The organism is Sphingopyxis flava, assembly GCF_900168005.1.
GTDB lineage: Bacteria > Pseudomonadota > Alphaproteobacteria > Sphingomonadales > Sphingomonadaceae > Sphingopyxis > Sphingopyxis flava.
On record NZ_FUYP01000005.1, the window covers coordinates 116,240 to 131,424 of the forward strand.

The 15,185-nt window shown below is 66.5% G+C and carries 19 protein-coding genes; 10 read left to right on the top strand and 9 right to left on the bottom strand.

Annotated features, from left to right (window positions below; translation table 11 throughout):
* Positions 1–10: 10 nt before the first annotated feature.
* Genes B5X69_RS05540 through B5X69_RS05585 form a run of 10 tightly spaced genes read left to right on the top strand, consistent with a single transcriptional unit; the run spans position 11 to position 6,920 of the window.
* Entirely contained in the window at positions 11–619 is a 609-nt protein-coding gene (locus tag B5X69_RS05540) for a flagellar basal body-associated FliL family protein (protein ID WP_079637697.1), read from the top strand.
* Entirely contained in the window at positions 616–1,518 is a 903-nt protein-coding gene (locus tag B5X69_RS05545) for a flagellar motor switch protein FliM (protein WP_079637698.1), read from the top strand. Before B5X69_RS05540 ends, B5X69_RS05545 begins: the two co-directional genes overlap by 4 nt.
* The gene (gene fliN / locus B5X69_RS05550) at positions 1,511–1,846 is read left to right on the top strand and encodes a flagellar motor switch protein FliN (protein ID WP_079637699.1); all 336 of its coding nucleotides are present in this window, start codon (positions 1,511–1,513) and stop codon (positions 1,844–1,846) included. Before B5X69_RS05545 ends, fliN begins: the two co-directional genes overlap by 8 nt.
* Positions 1,846–2,121 carry a flagellar biosynthetic protein FliO gene (locus B5X69_RS05555; protein WP_079637700.1) on the top strand — a complete coding sequence of 92 codons (276 nt, stop codon included), beginning with the start codon at positions 1,846–1,848 and terminating at the stop codon, positions 2,119–2,121. The genes fliN and B5X69_RS05555 overlap by 1 nt, the downstream gene beginning before the upstream one ends.
* Positions 2,111–2,884, top strand: a complete 774-nt coding sequence (fliP, locus tag B5X69_RS05560; protein ID WP_079637701.1) for a flagellar type III secretion system pore protein FliP — start codon at positions 2,111–2,113, stop codon at positions 2,882–2,884. Before B5X69_RS05555 ends, fliP begins: the two co-directional genes overlap by 11 nt.
* 5 nt (positions 2,885–2,889) lie before the next feature.
* Positions 2,890–3,159 (top strand): flagellar biosynthetic protein FliQ, encoded by a 270-nt coding sequence (locus B5X69_RS05565; protein WP_053555509.1) that lies wholly within the window; start codon positions 2,890–2,892, stop codon positions 3,157–3,159.
* A 10-nt stretch (positions 3,160–3,169) separates the two neighbouring features.
* On the top strand, positions 3,170–3,949 hold the full coding sequence (gene fliR / locus B5X69_RS05570; RefSeq protein WP_079637702.1) for a flagellar biosynthetic protein FliR: 780 nt from the start codon (positions 3,170–3,172) through the stop codon (positions 3,947–3,949).
* Between the two features lie 4 nt (positions 3,950–3,953).
* Entirely contained in the window at positions 3,954–5,099 is a 1,146-nt protein-coding gene (locus B5X69_RS05575; RefSeq protein ID WP_079637703.1) for an EscU/YscU/HrcU family type III secretion system export apparatus switch protein, read from the top strand.
* Between the two features lie 42 nt (positions 5,100–5,141).
* The gene (gene fliD / locus B5X69_RS05580) at positions 5,142–6,518 is read left to right on the top strand and encodes a flagellar filament capping protein FliD (protein WP_079637704.1); all 1,377 of its coding nucleotides are present in this window, start codon (positions 5,142–5,144) and stop codon (positions 6,516–6,518) included.
* A 12-nt stretch (positions 6,519–6,530) separates the two neighbouring features.
* Positions 6,531–6,920, top strand: coding sequence for a flagellar export chaperone FliS (locus B5X69_RS05585; protein WP_079637705.1), 390 nt, complete (start codon positions 6,531–6,533; stop codon positions 6,918–6,920).
* 146 nt (positions 6,921–7,066) lie between these two features.
* Here B5X69_RS05585 and B5X69_RS05590 read toward each other — a convergent pair whose 3' ends face one another.
* The 9 genes from B5X69_RS05590 to flgG all read right to left on the bottom strand — a co-directional run bounded on the left by B5X69_RS05590 (position 7,067) and on the right by flgG (position 15,176).
* On the bottom strand, positions 7,067–8,107 hold the full coding sequence (locus B5X69_RS05590; RefSeq protein ID WP_079637706.1) for a sigma-54 interaction domain-containing protein: 1,041 nt from the start codon (positions 8,105–8,107) through the stop codon (positions 7,067–7,069).
* 183 nt (positions 8,108–8,290) lie between these two features.
* Complete coding sequence (locus B5X69_RS05595) at positions 8,291–9,151, bottom strand: flagellar motor protein MotB (protein WP_079637707.1); 861 nt, start codon at positions 9,149–9,151, stop codon at positions 8,291–8,293.
* The gene (motA, locus tag B5X69_RS05600) at positions 9,151–10,014 is read right to left on the bottom strand and encodes a flagellar motor stator protein MotA (RefSeq protein ID WP_079637708.1); all 864 of its coding nucleotides are present in this window, start codon (positions 10,012–10,014) and stop codon (positions 9,151–9,153) included. The genes B5X69_RS05595 and motA overlap by 1 nt, the downstream gene beginning before the upstream one ends.
* Positions 10,015–10,104: 90 nt before the next feature.
* Positions 10,105–10,935, bottom strand: a complete 831-nt coding sequence (locus tag B5X69_RS05605; protein WP_079637709.1) for a flagellin N-terminal helical domain-containing protein — start codon at positions 10,933–10,935, stop codon at positions 10,105–10,107.
* 16 nt (positions 10,936–10,951) lie between these two features.
* Complete coding sequence (flgK, locus tag B5X69_RS05610) at positions 10,952–12,283, bottom strand: flagellar hook-associated protein FlgK (RefSeq protein ID WP_079637710.1); 1,332 nt, start codon at positions 12,281–12,283, stop codon at positions 10,952–10,954.
* Positions 12,280–12,615, bottom strand: a complete 336-nt coding sequence (locus B5X69_RS05615; protein ID WP_079637711.1) for a rod-binding protein — start codon at positions 12,613–12,615, stop codon at positions 12,280–12,282. Before B5X69_RS05615 ends, flgK begins: the two co-directional genes overlap by 4 nt.
* A complete protein-coding gene (locus tag B5X69_RS05620; protein ID WP_425441503.1) occupies positions 12,615–13,724 on the bottom strand; it encodes a flagellar basal body P-ring protein FlgI in 1,110 nt (369 codons plus the stop codon). Before B5X69_RS05620 ends, B5X69_RS05615 begins: the two co-directional genes overlap by 1 nt.
* Before the next feature lie 23 nt (positions 13,725–13,747).
* Positions 13,748–14,407 carry a flagellar basal body L-ring protein FlgH gene (locus tag B5X69_RS05625; protein WP_079637712.1) on the bottom strand — a complete coding sequence of 220 codons (660 nt, stop codon included), beginning with the start codon at positions 14,405–14,407 and terminating at the stop codon, positions 13,748–13,750.
* Entirely contained in the window at positions 14,388–15,176 is a 789-nt protein-coding gene (flgG, locus tag B5X69_RS05630) for a flagellar basal-body rod protein FlgG (RefSeq protein ID WP_079637713.1), read from the bottom strand. Before flgG ends, B5X69_RS05625 begins: the two co-directional genes overlap by 20 nt.
* Between the last annotated feature and the right edge of the window lie 9 nt (positions 15,177–15,185).

The window sequence follows — 15,185 nt, forward strand, 5'->3', positions numbered from 1 at the left end:
GGGTCGAGCCATGACGAAGGACAAAGCCGAAAGCCCCAAGAAGGGCGGCAAGATGAAGAAGCTCTTGTTGCTCACGCTGGGCAGCGCGGTGCTGATCGGCGCCGGGGCGGGCGCTGGCATCTATATGGGCGGCGGGTTCGCTGCCGAAGCCTCGAAGCCCGAGGATCATTATCCCAAGCTCGTCCTGCGGAGCGAAAGGGGCGACGCAGAGCCTGCCAGCGAGGGCGGCAAGGAAGAGGCGCCGCCGAAAATCGGGACGGTGTCGGTGCCCAACGACCGCTTCAAGGTCGATCCCCGTAAATATGAGATCACCTATATCCCGGTCGATCAGGCCTTCACCACCAATCTCGCCGACGGGTCGGGCTTCCTGCAGGTCGGGATCAGCCTTGCCACCTTCTACGACGGCAAGCTCGTCGCCAATGTCCGGCGCCAGATGGTGCCGATCCGCTCGGCCGTGCTGATGGTGCTCGCCGAACAGGATCCCGCGCTGCTCTCGACCTCGCAGGGCAAGCAGCAACTCCAGCGGCGACTGACCGGCGCGATCAACGGCGTGCTGCGCGAGAAGGAAGGCTTCGGCGGCATCGACAATGTCTATTTCACGAGCCTGGTGATCCAGTGACCGCGCGGACCAAATCCACGCGCCATGACGCCAAGGCGTCGCTGCTGCTGCGCAAAGCCGAGGATGATTACGCCTTTCCGGCGCTCGACGGCATCGCCAACCGCTTTGCGCGGTCGCTGCGCGATCTCGTTCGCGCGCTCGGCGCGCCGGCGGTGCAAGTCGAGCGCGGCACTGCGGAGCAGATGCGCTTTGCCGACTGGTGCGAAGCCGTCGGGCCGGCAATCTTCTGGCGCTATCACGCGCCGCCGCTCAAGGGTCCGGTTCTCCTTGCCGCCGACCGCCCGTTGCTCCTGCAGCTCGTCGACGTCTTCTACGGCGGCAAGGGCCAGCTCGTCGGCGCGCGTGAGGAGTTGACCGATGCCGAGGATCGCTTTGCCGCCCGGCTCGGCCGCGACGTCGGCGAACAGCTCGCTGCTGCGTGGGCCGAAGTGATGGGGATCGAACCGCAACTCGACTGCGTCACCTGCGATTCGGAAAAACTCCAGGCGGTCCGCGCCGACGACGACCTCTACGTCCAGCGCTTCACCTTGCGCGGCGCGCCCTTCGAGGGCCGGACGATTCTCTGCGCCTATCCGCTTGCGGCGCTGCGCGGGATCAGCGGCGTCGAATCGATGCCCGCGCCCGCCGATGAGCCCGCGGGCGACCCCGCGTGGACCGCTGCCCTGTCGCGCGCGCTCAAGGATGTGCGCCTGCCGGTGCGCTCCGTGCTCGCCCGCCCCGAGGTCCCCTTGACAAAACTTTTGTCTTTGGAGGTCGGCGATATCATTCCGTTAACCATACCGCGTCATGTCCCGATAACCGTCTCCGGCCGCAATTTCGCGTCCGGCAGCATCGGTGAAGCCAATGGAAACGCGGCCATCTTGATTGATCGCATCGAAAAAGGACCGGACCATGAGTGACATCAGCGAAGCCCCGAAAGCGGCGCGCGACCGCCGCGACAGCAAGAGCATCGCCGCCGCGCCCAATTTCGACCTGCTCGCAGGCGTCTCGCTGCGCGTCTCGGTCGAGGTCGGCTCGACGTCGATGGCGCTCGCCGACCTTCTGACGCTCGGCGAAGGCAGCGTGGTCGAACTCGACCGCGCGGCGAACGATCTGCTCGACATCTATGCCAATGGCACGCTGATCGCCCGCGGCGAGATCGTCAACGTCGAGGGGCGCTACGGCATACAGGTCGCCGAAGTCGTCGCGCCTGACCGTGCGCTCACCGGCTTCGAGCGGAGGTCCTGATGCTCGAATATATCCTCCGCCTCCTGATCCTGCTGCCGATCGTCGGCGGCCTGGCGTGGGGGAGCTTATGGTTATGGAAGCGCGTCCAGATGGGCGTGCCGCTCGGCCAGCAAAAGCAGGGGCGCCCCGTCGAAATGGTCGGCGTGCTGCCGCTCGGTCCGGGCACCAAGCTGGCGGTCGTCGAATTCGCGGGACAACAGATCCTGCTCTCGGTCTCGCGCAACGGCGTGACTCGCCTCGCCGACAATAGCCAGGGCGATTTCCATGTCGGCTGACCGCCGCCGCCTCTGGTTGCGCGCCGCCGCGCTCGCCGGCGGCATCGCGCTGTTCGCGCTCGCCCCCGCTGCGCATGCGCAGGCGGCCGATGGCCTGTCGCGTGCGGTGAGCGAAATCGGCGGGGACGGCCGTCCGCTGTCGCTGTCGCTCCAGATTCTCCTCCTCATGAGCCTGCTGACGGTGCTGCCGTCGCTGCTGCTGATGATGACCAGCTTCACGCGCATCATCATCGTGCTGTCGATCCTGCGCCACGCGCTGGGGCTCCAGCAGACGCCGCCGAACCAGGTGCTCGTGGGCCTCAGCCTTTTTCTGTCGCTCTTCGTGATGCAGCCGGTGATCAGCGAGGTGAACCGTGTCGCGATCGAACCCTATGGACAGGAACAGATCGACGTCGGCGAAGCGATGGTGCGCTCGGGCGACGCGCTGCATGGCTTCATGATGGCACAGACGCGCAAGACCGACCTGATGATGTTCGCGAAGATCGCGAAGGCGCCCACTTACGCCAGCCCCAAGGATGTCCCCTTCTCGATCCTGCTGCCCGCCTTCGTCACCAGCGAGCTCAAGACCGCGTTCCAGATCGGCTTTCTGATCTTCCTGCCCTTCCTCGTGATCGACCTGATCGTCGCATCGGCGCTGATGTCGCTCGGCATGATGATGCTGTCGCCAACGGTAATCTCGATGCCCTTCAAGCTGCTGCTCTTCGTTCTTGTCGACGGCTGGGCCCTGACGATGGGCTCGCTCGCCTCCTCCTTCGGGACCTAGCGCCCATGGAAGCCGATTATTTCATAGGCGTCGCCCAGCAGTCGCTGTGGATTCTCGCGCTCGCCTCGGCGCCGATCCTGATCCCGGTGCTCGTGGTCGGCGTGCTGCTGGGGATGGTACAGGCCGCGACGTCGATCAACGAACAGACGTTGAGCTTCGTGCCCAAGCTGATCGTCACCGCGATCTGCCTCGCGATCTTCGGGGGCAGCATCCTGGTCCTGCTGACCGATTTTACCCGCGACCTGTTCGCGCAGATACCGGCGCTGGTGCGCTGAGCTTCCGCGCATGAACCCCGCCGACATCCCCAATGTGGAGGCGATGCTTCAGCTCTGGATGCTGGGGATGATCCGCCCCGGTGCCGCCTTTGTCGCGGCGCCGGTGTTCGGCGCGGCCAATGTGCCGGTGCAGCTCCGCCTCGTCATCGCGCTCGCGGTCGGCGTGCCAGCCGTGGCCGCGTCGGGGATGGTGCTGCCCGCGGACGGGCTGGTATCGTGGCCCGGCTTCATCCTGATCATTGGCGAAGTGGTCGTCGGCCTCGCGATCGGCTTCGTGCTCCAGATGGGGCTCGCCGCAGCGTTGCTCGGGGGCGAGGCGATCAGCAACGCGATGGGCCTCGGCTTCGCGTCGATGATTGATCCGCTGAGTGGCACCGCGAGTTCGGCGATCGGCCAGTTCCTCTCGATGCTCGCGACCGCGCTGTTCCTCGCCGCCGACGGGCATCTCGTCCTTATCGACATCATCGTCGACAGCTATGGCGCCTTGCCGCCCGGAGGCGCCTTTCCCTCGTTTGGAGCGATCGGCGGGATTCTCCGCTTCGGCAGCCTGATGTTCGCAGCCGGGCTGACAATCGCGCTACCGGTCGGCTTCGTCCTCATTCTCGTCCAGATGATCATGGGCGTCATCGGCCGGTCGGCGCCGGCCATGAACCTGTTCGCCGTCGGCCTGCCCGCGACGCTGCTTGCCGGCGTCGTGCTGCTCGGCATGGCGACCCCGGTTATGGCTGAAACGCTGGCGCGTTTCCTTTCCGACGCGCTCGATATGGCGCGGCAGATCGCGGCGGGCTGATCCGATGGCGGGGACGACCGAGAAGGACCAGAAAACCGAACAGCCGACGCCCAAGAAACGCGCCGACGCCGCGCGCGAGGGCGACGTGCTGATGTCGCGCGAGCTTGCGACCGCGCTGATGATGCTTGCGGGCGCGGGATGGCTGTTCGCGGCGGGCGGCTGGCTCGTGCAGTCGGCAGGGGATCTCCTGCGCCGCGGGCTGACGTTGGACGCTGACGATGTCGCGCATTTCGCGCCGGGCGAAGCGCTGCTGCGCAACGGCGCGGAGGTTCTGCTGCCGCTCGCCAGCCTTTTCGCGCTCGCGCTCCTCGCCAGCATCGCGGGGCCCGCGATGCTCGGCTCGCTCGGCTGGCGCGGCAAGGCGCTCGCCTTCAAGGGCAATCGCATCAACCCGATGAACGGAATCAAGCGCATCTTCGGGACGCAGGGGCTGATCGAACTCCTGAAGTCGATCGCCAAGGTGCTGCTGCTCGGGACCATCGGCTACTGGCTCGTCGCGCGCAGCCTGCCTGCGGTGATGACGATGGCTTCGGCCGACCTCAATGCGGGAATCGGGCTTGCGGGCCGCGCGATCGGCCATGCGATGCTCGCGCTCGCGGGCGGGCTGGTGGTCATCGCGCTGATTGACGTCCCCGCGCAATGGTTCCAGCGGAACAAGCGGCTGATGATGAGCAAGCAGGAAGTGAAGGAGGAGATGCGTCAGTCCGACGGCGCGCCCGAACTCAAGCAGGCTCAGCGCCAGCGCGCACACGAAATTCTCAGCGGCTCGGCACGCAAGGCGGTGTCGGAGGCGACGGTAATCCTGACCAACCCCACTCATTTCTCGGTCGCGCTGCGCTACCGTCCCGGCGTCGACGCCGCGCCCGTGGTCGTCGCGCGCGGGCGCGGCGACGTCGCGCTCGCGATCCGCGAACTCGCGCGGAGCGCCAACGTGCCGCTGCTCGAATATCCGCAGCTCACCCGCGCCATTTACTTTACCGCTCGCGCCGGACGGATGATCCCGCAGGAGTTGTTCGTCGCCGTCGCGACCGTGCTCGCCTTCGTCTTCCAGCTCGAACGCGCCGCGGCCGAGGGACGCGCGCAGCCGGTGGTCGACGTGCCGGCGTCGCACCGCTTCGACCCCGACGGCCGCCGCGAGGATCGGGCTTAATTTCGCCCGCCCGCGGCCGTTAAGAGGTCAAAGGATAGCGCGATGACCACGAACATCATCAACAGTCTGGGCATGGGATCGGGGATCAATATCCCGCAGCTCGTCGCCGACCTCGCCAACGCCTCGCGCGCGCCGAAGGTCGAGCGGCTGAGCCAGCTCAGCCAGCAGAACCAGGCGCGGATCAGTGCCGTCGCGCAGGCCAGGTCGGATCTCGACGGTTTCGCCGACTCGCTGAGCCTGATGGTCAGCGACGGCACGCTGCGCAGCACCCCCACCGTGTCGGACGAGAGCGTGCTGTCGGCGACAGCCCGCGCCGGGCTGACCGCCGACAGCTATTCGGCGACGATCGAAGTGACGCAGCTCGCGCGGGCGCAGACCGCATATTCGGGCGTGGTCGCCGATCGCACCGCGGCGATCGGCCAAGGCACGATGACGCTGAGCATCGGGGGCACCGACCACGCGATCACCATCGACGCCACGAACGACAGCCTTGACGGGCTGGCAGCCGCGATCAGCGCGAGCGGCGCGGGGGTCACCGCCTCGATCATCGCCGACGAAGGGGGCTATCGCCTGATCGTCAAGGGCGCGACGGGCGAAGCCAATGCCTTCACCCTGACCGCCGACGCGGGTGCCGACCCCGGTCTCGCCGCCTTCGGCTATGGCGCGGGGGGGAACATGACGCTCGGCCAGACGGCTACCGACGCGCAATTCACGATCGACGGCGTCGCCTTCAGCCGCGCGACCAATATCGTCGACGATGTCGTCCCCGGCATGTCGCTGACGCTCAAGAAGGCGGCGCCCGGCCAGCCGGTCGACATCGGCGCGAGCCGGCCGCTCGACATGATCAAGCAGACCATCGGCGATTTCGTCGCGGTCTACAATCAGGTCAAGCAGAGCCTCGCGGCCGCAGCCGACATGTCCGGCGCCACACGCTCGCTCCGTCAGCTCGAAAGCCAGCTGGCTGACCTCGTCGGCAAGACACTGACCAGCGATCCCGCGATCAACAAGCTGACCGACATCGGCATCTCGACCACCAAGGAGGGGCTTCTCTCGCTCGACAGCGCCAAGCTTGAGAAGGCGCTCGCCACCAACGCTGGCGCGGTCGAGGCGCTGTTCAATCCGCGGCGTGATGCGACGCACACCGAGACGACCGATCCGGGCATCGCCGCCGCGCTCGACGCGATCCGCGACGCCGCAGTCGCGACCGACGGCGTCCTCGACCGGGTCTCGAAATCGCTGAGCGCGAAGAGCGAAACGCTCGCGGAACAACTCGAAAAGGTCGAGCAGCGCGAGGACGCCTATCGCGCGCGGCTCGAGAAGCAATATGGGTCGCTCGACGCCCGCCTCGCCGCGTTCAAGGCGACGCAATCCTATCTCGAGCAACAGATCGAGATCTGGAACAACCAGAAGAACAACTAAGAGCCTCCAGCCGTGCCACCGACCGCCTCGACCGTTCGCGCGACCGGCCTCTATCGCCGGCTGCAGCATGAAAGCCGCGCCGCCGCCGCCGACCCGGTGGAGCTGGTCCAGATGCTCTATGACGAGCTGGAGATCGCCGTGGGCGTCCTCGGCGCGATGGTGCGGCAGGGGCAGCGTGTCTCGGCGACCGAGCCCGCACATCGCGCTCGCGCGATCCTGATCGGCCTCGACGCCGGGCTCGACCGCGAGGCGGGCGCCGATGTCGCCGAGGCGCTGTCGCGCGTCTACCGCAGCATGCGGCGCAAGCTCGATGATGCAGTGAACGCGAACAGTGCTGAAGGCTTCGCCGAGCTGCTCGACGGGATTGTGACAATCAGTTCGGCGTGGCGGCAGCTGCGATAGGGCAAGCGCTGTGTAGAAATTTATGGCCCTGGACCCAGAACGCGGTGCACCCGGCCGCCCAAGGTGGGGACGGGCGGCCGGGTGACTGCAAAGGGGTTAAGACCAGTGCGACCCCTTTTCAGAGAGCTGAAACTCAATGCGGTTGGTCAGGCCGCCTGTTGCTGAACGCCATATTTGCGCATCTTCTCGATCAGCGTCGTGCGCTTCAGCGTCAGCAGGCGCGCGGCCTCCGAGATGATGCCATCGGCGAGATCGAGCGCGACGTGGATCTGTTCGAGCTCGATTGTCTCTATCTCGCGCTTGAGGTCGATCGGGCGGCCGGGCGCCGGCGTCTTCGCGACGGGGTGCAGGGGAAGGTCGTCATTGGCCTGCTGGGCAGGAGCGACCGGCCGCGGCGCCGTGGGATTGAGGAGCAGCGCGACATCGTCGGGGCCAAGCGTTTCGCCGCCGTGGAGCACACTCGCGCGCTCAACGAAGTTGCGAAGTTCGCGGACGTTGCCCGGCCAGTCGTGGCGCATCAGCAGGGTCATCGCGGCCTCGTCGAAGCGGCATTTGGCGTCGGCGGGCATCCGGCTCTGGAAATGACGGATCAGCGCGGGAATATCCTCGACGCGGTCGGCAAGGCTGGGGACTTGCAGCACGACAACGCCAAGGCGGAAGAACAGGTCTTCGCGGAACTTGCCCTTGGTGATCGCAGCGCCCAGATCCTGGTGTGTCGCCGAGATGACGCGGACGTCGACGCGGCGCGCCTCGCTGCTGCCGACGCGGACGATCGTCCGGTCCTCGAGCACGCGCAGCAGCTTGACCTGCATATCAAAACGCATGTCGCCGATTTCGTCGAGGAAGAGCGTACCGCCCTCGCTCGCTTCGAAATGGCCGATGCGGCGCGCAGTGGCGCCGGTGAAGCTGCCCTTTTCATGGCCGAAAAGTTCGGATTCGATGAGGTCGGCGGGGATCGCACCGCAGTTGATCGCCGAGAATGCCTGGCCGGCGCGGGCGCCTTCGTCGTGGATTGCGCGAGCAACAAGTTCCTTGCCCGATCCCGAGGGGCCGCAGAGCATCACCGAAGCGTTCGACCGCGCCACCCGACGGATCATCTCGCGCAGCTGACGGATCGCCGGACTGTGGCCGATGATCGCCGCTTCGAGCCCCGCATGGCTGCTGTCGTTCTGCCCCACCTTGTTCATCTTCAATCTCCATCGCACCCTTTCGAGGCGCCCCCCTTCGATGGAGCGATGAATTGAGGAAAATGGTAAACAACATCTTTACCGGATATTGCCAACCCCCTCAAAAATAAGGATTATCGCCATAGTGGCAGTAATGACCGCGCGATTGCGTTGTTAGGATTTCCCACTAGAGCCATTCTGGCACTAATTATCCCCCACCCCCGCCCAGCCGAGGGTGACCGAGATGCGGCGGTTGCGCGGATCAAAACGATTCGAGGGGACATAAGGTTCCCGGTCAGCGACCCCCTCGATGCGCGAAAAGCGGTTCGAGGCGATGCCGCGATATTCGAGATACTGGCGCGCCACCTCGGCGCGCTCCACCGACAGGCGCCAGTTGTTGGTTCCCGCCTTCGCCGACCAGGGCGCCGCATCGGTATGGCCGCGGATCATCAGCTGGTTCGGAATCCCCGCGACCAATTCGGCAATCTGGGCGAAGAGGCGCGAGGCATCGGGGGTAAGCTGGTTGGTGCCAAGCACGAACATCGAAAAGTCGGCGTCGTCGACGATGTCGATACGCATCCCCTCGCGCGTTTCAGTGAAACGTATGTTTCGCGCCAGCCGGCGAAGCTCGGCCTTCGCCTGCACCTCACGCATCAGATCCTTGGCGATTTGCTGGAACCTCGCGCGCTCGCTCTGGCGCCCCATCGCCTCGCGCGGGCCGCCGACGGCATCGCGCGGGATGGTCATCGCCTTGGTGCCCGTCTGCCCCGCTTCGTGCGGATATTTGTCGACATCGACGAGCGACGAACCGCCGAACAGCCCGGTCGAGCCCGCGGTGTCCTGCTTGGCCTGGACGATCGTCGGCGCGAAATAGTCGGCAAGCGCCTTTCGCTGCTTCTCCGTCGTCGCGCCGAGCAGCCACATCAGCAGGAAGAAGGCCATCATCGCGGTGACGAAGTCGGCATAGGCGACTTTCCACGCCCCGCCATGATGCGCGGCGTGGCCGGACTCGACCACCTTCTTGACGATGATCGGGCGCAGCGGCGTATTCGGGCGCGCCGCCATCAGCGACCGCGCATTCCGTCGAAGACCTCGGCAAAGCTCGGCTGGTTGCTATGATCGACCCCCGAACGCGCCGCCTCGATCACCAGCGGCTGCGGATGGCCGTGGAGCGAGGCGATGATCAGCTGCTTCACCGTATGATAGATCGCGGCATCGCTTTCGATCACCGCGCGCGCGCGCGCCGCGAACGGACCGACCAGGCCATAGGCGAGCAGAACGCCCAGGAAGGTGCCGACGAGCGCCGAGCCGATCATCGCGCCCAGAATTTCGGGCGGCTTGTCGATCGAGCCCATCGTCTTGACCACCCCGAGGACCGCCGCGACAATTCCGAGCGCAGGGAGCGCGTCGGCGAGGCTCTGAAGCCCGTCGGCGGGCTTGATTGCGTGGTGGTGATGGTTCTTTACCGCATTGTCCATCACCTCTTCGACCGCATGCGGGTCGAGAGTACCGGATGAGACAACAACGAGGCGCAACGTGTCGCAGATCAGATGAACGAGCGTCTGGTCCTTGAGCAGCTTGGGATATTGCTGGAAAAGCGGAGAGTTTGCGGGATCTTCGATGTGCGGCTCGACCGCGACCGGCCCCTCGGTCCGCATCATCTTCATCAACGTCGAGACGAGCAGGATGCAGTCGAGGTAATCGGCTTTCTTGTAGGAGGGCCCCTTGAATACCTTGCCGAGCCCGCCGGCGAGCGCCTTGAGGTCGCGGCCGGAATTGCCGATGATCAGCGAGCCGACCGCGGCGCCGCCGATGATCAACATCTCGTGCGGGAGCGCATGCAGAACGGGTTCAAGATTGCCCCCGGTCAGCGCGAATCCCCCGAAGACCAGCAGGATCAGAACGACGATGCCGATGACGGGAAACATGCAGGCTTCACTCCAGTCGGGGTCCGGACCCCAAAAAAAAGGCAGGCGTTTCGATGATTAACGGCAGCACGCGCGAAAACTTGAGACCCATCAGCCCAAAATATCGAACAAGGTCTGGCGGTTGATCCGCGCAAAGGAGGCCTGGGCTGCCTCGAGCGTCAGATTCGTCGCGTGCAGCTGGGCAATAGCGACGGACAGGTCGGTGTCCTCGATCGTCGAGCGCTCGTCGGCAAGCACGATGTCGCGGGCTGCGAGCCCGTCGCCGATCCGCTCGAGCCGCCCGCCGGCAAGGCCCACCGCGGCGCGCTGATCCGCAACATGCGTGATGCCGGCCGCGAGCGTAACGAGCGCGGCGTTGATCGCGGCCGCATCCCCCGAAGAGATCGCCGCCGCGGCATCGCGCAGCCCGGTGGAGAGCGGGTTCCCGCCGACGACGAAGGCGTCGGCGGCCGAGGGCACCGGCGCGAAGCTGATGTCAGTGTCGAAGCGCACGACCTTCGCCGTCCCGGAGGCAAACAGCGGCTCACCGTTCGCGTCGCGGCGTGCGGCGATGCCGTCGATCTCGTCGGCAATTCCCGCAAGCTCGGCAGCGACGCTGGCGCGGTCGGAAGCATTCATCGTGTCGCTCGCGGCCGAGAGCGCGAGCTCGCGCGCGCGGACGAGCAGATTGCTGATCGAGCCCAGCGCGGCGTCGGCCTGCGACACCTGCGCACTCGCGCTCGCCACATTGGCGGCCCAGGTCGCCCCGCTCGCCTGCGCGATGCCGATCGTCGCGATGCGGCGCGCCGCGACGGGATCGTCCGAGGCGCGCTGGAGGCGCTTGCCACTCGAAACCTGGATCTGAAGATCGTTGATCCTGTCGGCAAGTTGCGACTGGCGCGCAATTTCGCGCGTCATACGATTGCCCGTGGCGTTGATCATGGGAGTCGCCTTTCCTTTAGATCGCGTTCAGCAGGGTCTGCACGGCCTCGCGCGCCACCTGGATCGTACGTGCCGCGGCTGAATAGGCTTGCTGAAAGCGGAGCAGGTCGCCCGCTTCGCGATCGAGATCGATCTCGCTAACCGCCGAGCGCGCGGCGTTTGCAGCATCGGCGCGTGTCGCGGCGGCGGAATCCTGCGCCCGCGCCGAGGCGGTCGCCTGCGCCTGCGAGGCCAGGAAACCCGACCATTTGGCCTCGGGGTCGTTCGCCCCCCGCATCGCGCCCAGCGCAAGCATATTGCCGTTGCTGCCTGCCGCGTCGGCGGCTGCCACCTGATCGGGGGTCAGCGCCGTCGCGGTCAGCGTCGCGGCGGTGGTGCCGGTAAAGAGCGGCGAGCCGGCGTTGCCGTTCGCGTCGATCCCCGCCTGATGCGCAGCATTGAGCTGCCCCGCAAAATCGGCGGCCGTCGCGTCGAGTGCAGCGCGCTGGTCCGCGACATGATTCGCCGCCTCGCTGAGCCCCGCAAGCGACCCTGAGGCAGTGTCGAAGGGTGCGCCGCCCGCGACGCTGAACGAGAGGCGACCGTCAGCGCCGCTGGCCACCGCAACCCGGTGCACCTCGCCGCCTCCGACCAAGAGCTCGCCGCTCCCCGAGACGCGCAGTGTCGCCGCGCCGCGGTCGTCGAAGCTTGCCGACACGCCGGCGTGGGCCGAGAGGGTGTCGAGCAGCCGGTCACGTTCGTCGAGCAGGCTCGCCTCACCGGTCGAGCCAGGGCGGGCCTTGCGTAAACCGATATTGACCGCCTCCAGCGCGTCCAGGTTGGCGTTGAAAGTCTCGACTTCGCTTGCTGCAGCTCCGGCGATACCGTCCGCCATATCGGAAAGCTGGCCCGCCGCCGTGCGAAAGCCCGACGCGATATCGTCGGCGGCCTGTAGGAACTGGCTGCGCAGCGTACGGTTGGCGGGGTCTGCCGTCAGCTGGTCGGCGGTCGTGAAAAGACTGGTCAGCCCCGAAGCGATGCCGTTGGTATCATCGCTGAGCGCGCTCTCGACCCGATCCATCCATGCGAGCCGCGTCGCTGTTCGCTCCGCGCCGCCTGAAGAAATCCGCGCATCCTCGATCAGCCATGCGTCGACCGATCGACTGATGCCGTTGATGTCCACTCCGCCGGGGCGGATGTTCCCGCGAACGAAAGGGGTGTCGCCGCCGGCCGCCTGCGCCGCGCGCAGTTGCAGCGTGCGCCGCGCATAGCCCGGCGATTGCGCATTGGCGATATTGTCGCCGATCGTCGCGAGTGCTGCCGAATAGGCGCGCAGCCCGCTGGCGCCGATGCCGAGCAGGTCGCTCATTGCACGCCTCCGCCGGGACCATCCGCACCGCTCGCCGCGACCCGGGCGCGGAACTGCGCCTCAACCATCGAGGCGATTCCGAACTGGCGCATCGACGCGATCGAATCGGCAGTGCGGGCATCGGCCATTTCACGAAAATTGTCGGTCGCGCTCGAGCCAAAGATATCCTCCCCGAGCTTCGCCTGGCGCATCGACGCCATCAGCTGGCGCAGGATCACCGCCTCAAAGGCTTCGGCCGCCTTGCGCAGGCCGTCACCGCCGCCGCCGGCAAGCTTGGGTGTCGCCGCAGCCGGAACCGCGGAACGCACGGGCTGGGAAAGCGAGGTCGTCATCATATGATCACCAGTTCGGCTGTGAGCGCGCCCGCCTGGGACAGCGCTTCGAGGATTGCGACGAGGTCGCCCGGCGGCACGCCCATGCGGTTGATCGCATCGACGAGCTCGGCAAGCGAGGCGGTGGGCTTCATCAGGAAGGCAGGGCGATATTCCTCCGACGCCCGGATGTCGCTCGACGGTTCGACCGCCGTCTGGCCGCGGCTGAAGGGCGCAGGCTGTACCACCGCCGGCGATTCCTTGATCGACACCGTGAGCTTGCCCTGCGTGACCGCGGCAGTGCCGACGCGGACCGCGCCATTGATCACGACGGTGCCGGTGCGAGCGTTGACGATCACGCGCGCAGGCGGTTCGGCCCGCACGACGTCGAGATTTTCAACGAGCGAGATCAGCCGCATGCGGTCGTCGCCGCTGCCGCCGGCGCGGATCGAAATGCTCGCGCCATCGACCATCGACGCGGCGCCCGGCCCCAGCGCGCCGTTGATCGCGTCGGTGACGCGCTTCGCATTGGTCGCGTCGAACTGATGAAGGTTGAAGATCAGCCGGTCGCCATAGGCAAAGCCGGTGTCGACCGCGCGCTCGATCGTCGCACCATTTGCAATGCGGCCGCTCGAGGGGACGTTGACGGTCAGCTTCGACCCGTCGGCTGCGTCGACGCCGAGCCCGCCGATGACGAGATTGCCCTGCGCCATCGCGTAGATCTGTCCGTCAGCGCCATAAAGCGGCGCGAGGACGAGCGTGCCGCCGCGCAGGCTCTTTGCCTTGCCGATCGCCGAAACGGTGACGTCAAGCCGTTGGCCGGGCTTTGCGAAGGCCGGAAGCTCTGCAGTGATCATCACCGCCGCCGCATTCTTGAGGGCAGGATTGACCCCCGGCGGCAGCGTCAGGCCAAAGCGCGACACCGCGCCCTTCATGCCCAGCGTCGAATAGTCGAGGCTGTCGTCGCCCGTCCCCGCAAGTCCGACGACGATGCCATAGCCCGTAAGCTGGTTCGAGCGCATGCCCTGGAACTGGCCCATGTCCTTGATCCGCGCCGCGGATGCAGGCGAAGCAACGCCGAGGCTGGCGACCAGCAGGGCGAGGAAGGCGAAAAGGAAGGAACGCTGGATCACGATATCGGTCCTCGAAAGCGTCAGAAGGGGCTGATCATGGAAAAGAAGCGCTGCAGCCAACCCTGGCGGCTGGCACGGGCGATCTCGCCCTTGCCGACGTATCGGATGTTGGCGTCGGCGACGCGCGTCGAGGCGATCCGGTTGTCGGGGCCGATGTCGATCGCGCGGATCAACCCCGAGATCTGGACGCGCTCGTCGCCGCGGTTGAGGGTGAGCAGCTTCTCACCCTTCACCAGCATCGTGCCATTCGGATAAACTTCGGCGATCGTCACGCTGATCTCGCCAGCGAGCTGGTTCGACTGCGAGGCTTCGCCCTTGCCCTTGAACTGGTTGCTGCCGCCCATCGCGATGTCGCTGGGCGAAAAGAGCGAGAGCGGGCCGGTGCTCGGCGGCGTGAGACCGAGGCTGCCCCCGCGCTGGGTGCCAGCCGCATTGCTCTTCGATGCGACGGTGCGCTCGACGAGCTGGATGGTGACGATGTCGCCGACCCGCCCGGCGCGGCCGCCCGAGGTGAGCGCGACATAGCCGCCCTGAAAGATCGCGCCATTCGGCGGCGGCGGCGCCTGCGGAGCGGGCGCGGTCGCGGCGAAGGCGTCCTCGGGGATCTTGTCCTTCGCGGCGGCACCGTGCGGCGCAGCGGCGAGCGCGAAGATCAGCGCGCTAGAGAGTCTGGGTCGCATTTTTCATCATCTCGTCAGTGGCCTGGATCATCTTCGAATTGACCTCATAGGCGCGCTGGGTCTCGATCATGTCGACGAGCTCTTCGACGACATTGACGTTCGATCCCTCGAGCATCCCGCCGCGCAAGGAGCCGCGCCCCTCCTCACCCGCGGCGCCAACCTGCGGCGCGCCCGAGGCGGCGGTCTCGACGAGCAGATTGTCGCCGATCGCCTGCATCCCCGACGGGTTGGCGAAGCGGGCAAGTTCGATGCGGCCCAGTTCGACCGCGTCGGCCTGACCCGGCACCATCGCCGAGACGGTGCCGTCGGTGCCGACCGACAGGCCGGTCGCATCCTCGGGAACCTGGATCTGCGGGATCAGCGGCTTGCCGTCGGAAGTCACGATCGTCCCGTCGGGCGCGCGGTTGAAATTGCCCGCCCGGGTGTAGCCGATGCGCCCGTCGGGCATCTGAACCTGAAAGAAACCCGCGCCGTCGATCGCCATGTCGAGCGCGCCTCCGGTCGTGGCGAAACTGCCCTGCGTGTCGACGCGCGACGTGCCGGCGAGCTCGACGCCCGTGCCGAGATTGAGCCCCGTGGCATAGCGGTTGTCGGCGGCCGAGGTCGCGCCCGGCTGGGTCATCATCTGATACGAGAGGGTTTCGAAATTGGCGCGGTCGCGCTTGAAGCCCGTGGTATTCACGTTGGCGAGGTTGTTCGCGATCACCTGCATTCGGAAGCTCTGGGCATCCAGTCCGGTTCGCGCGACGTGCAAGGCACCAAAGCTCATTGATTATCT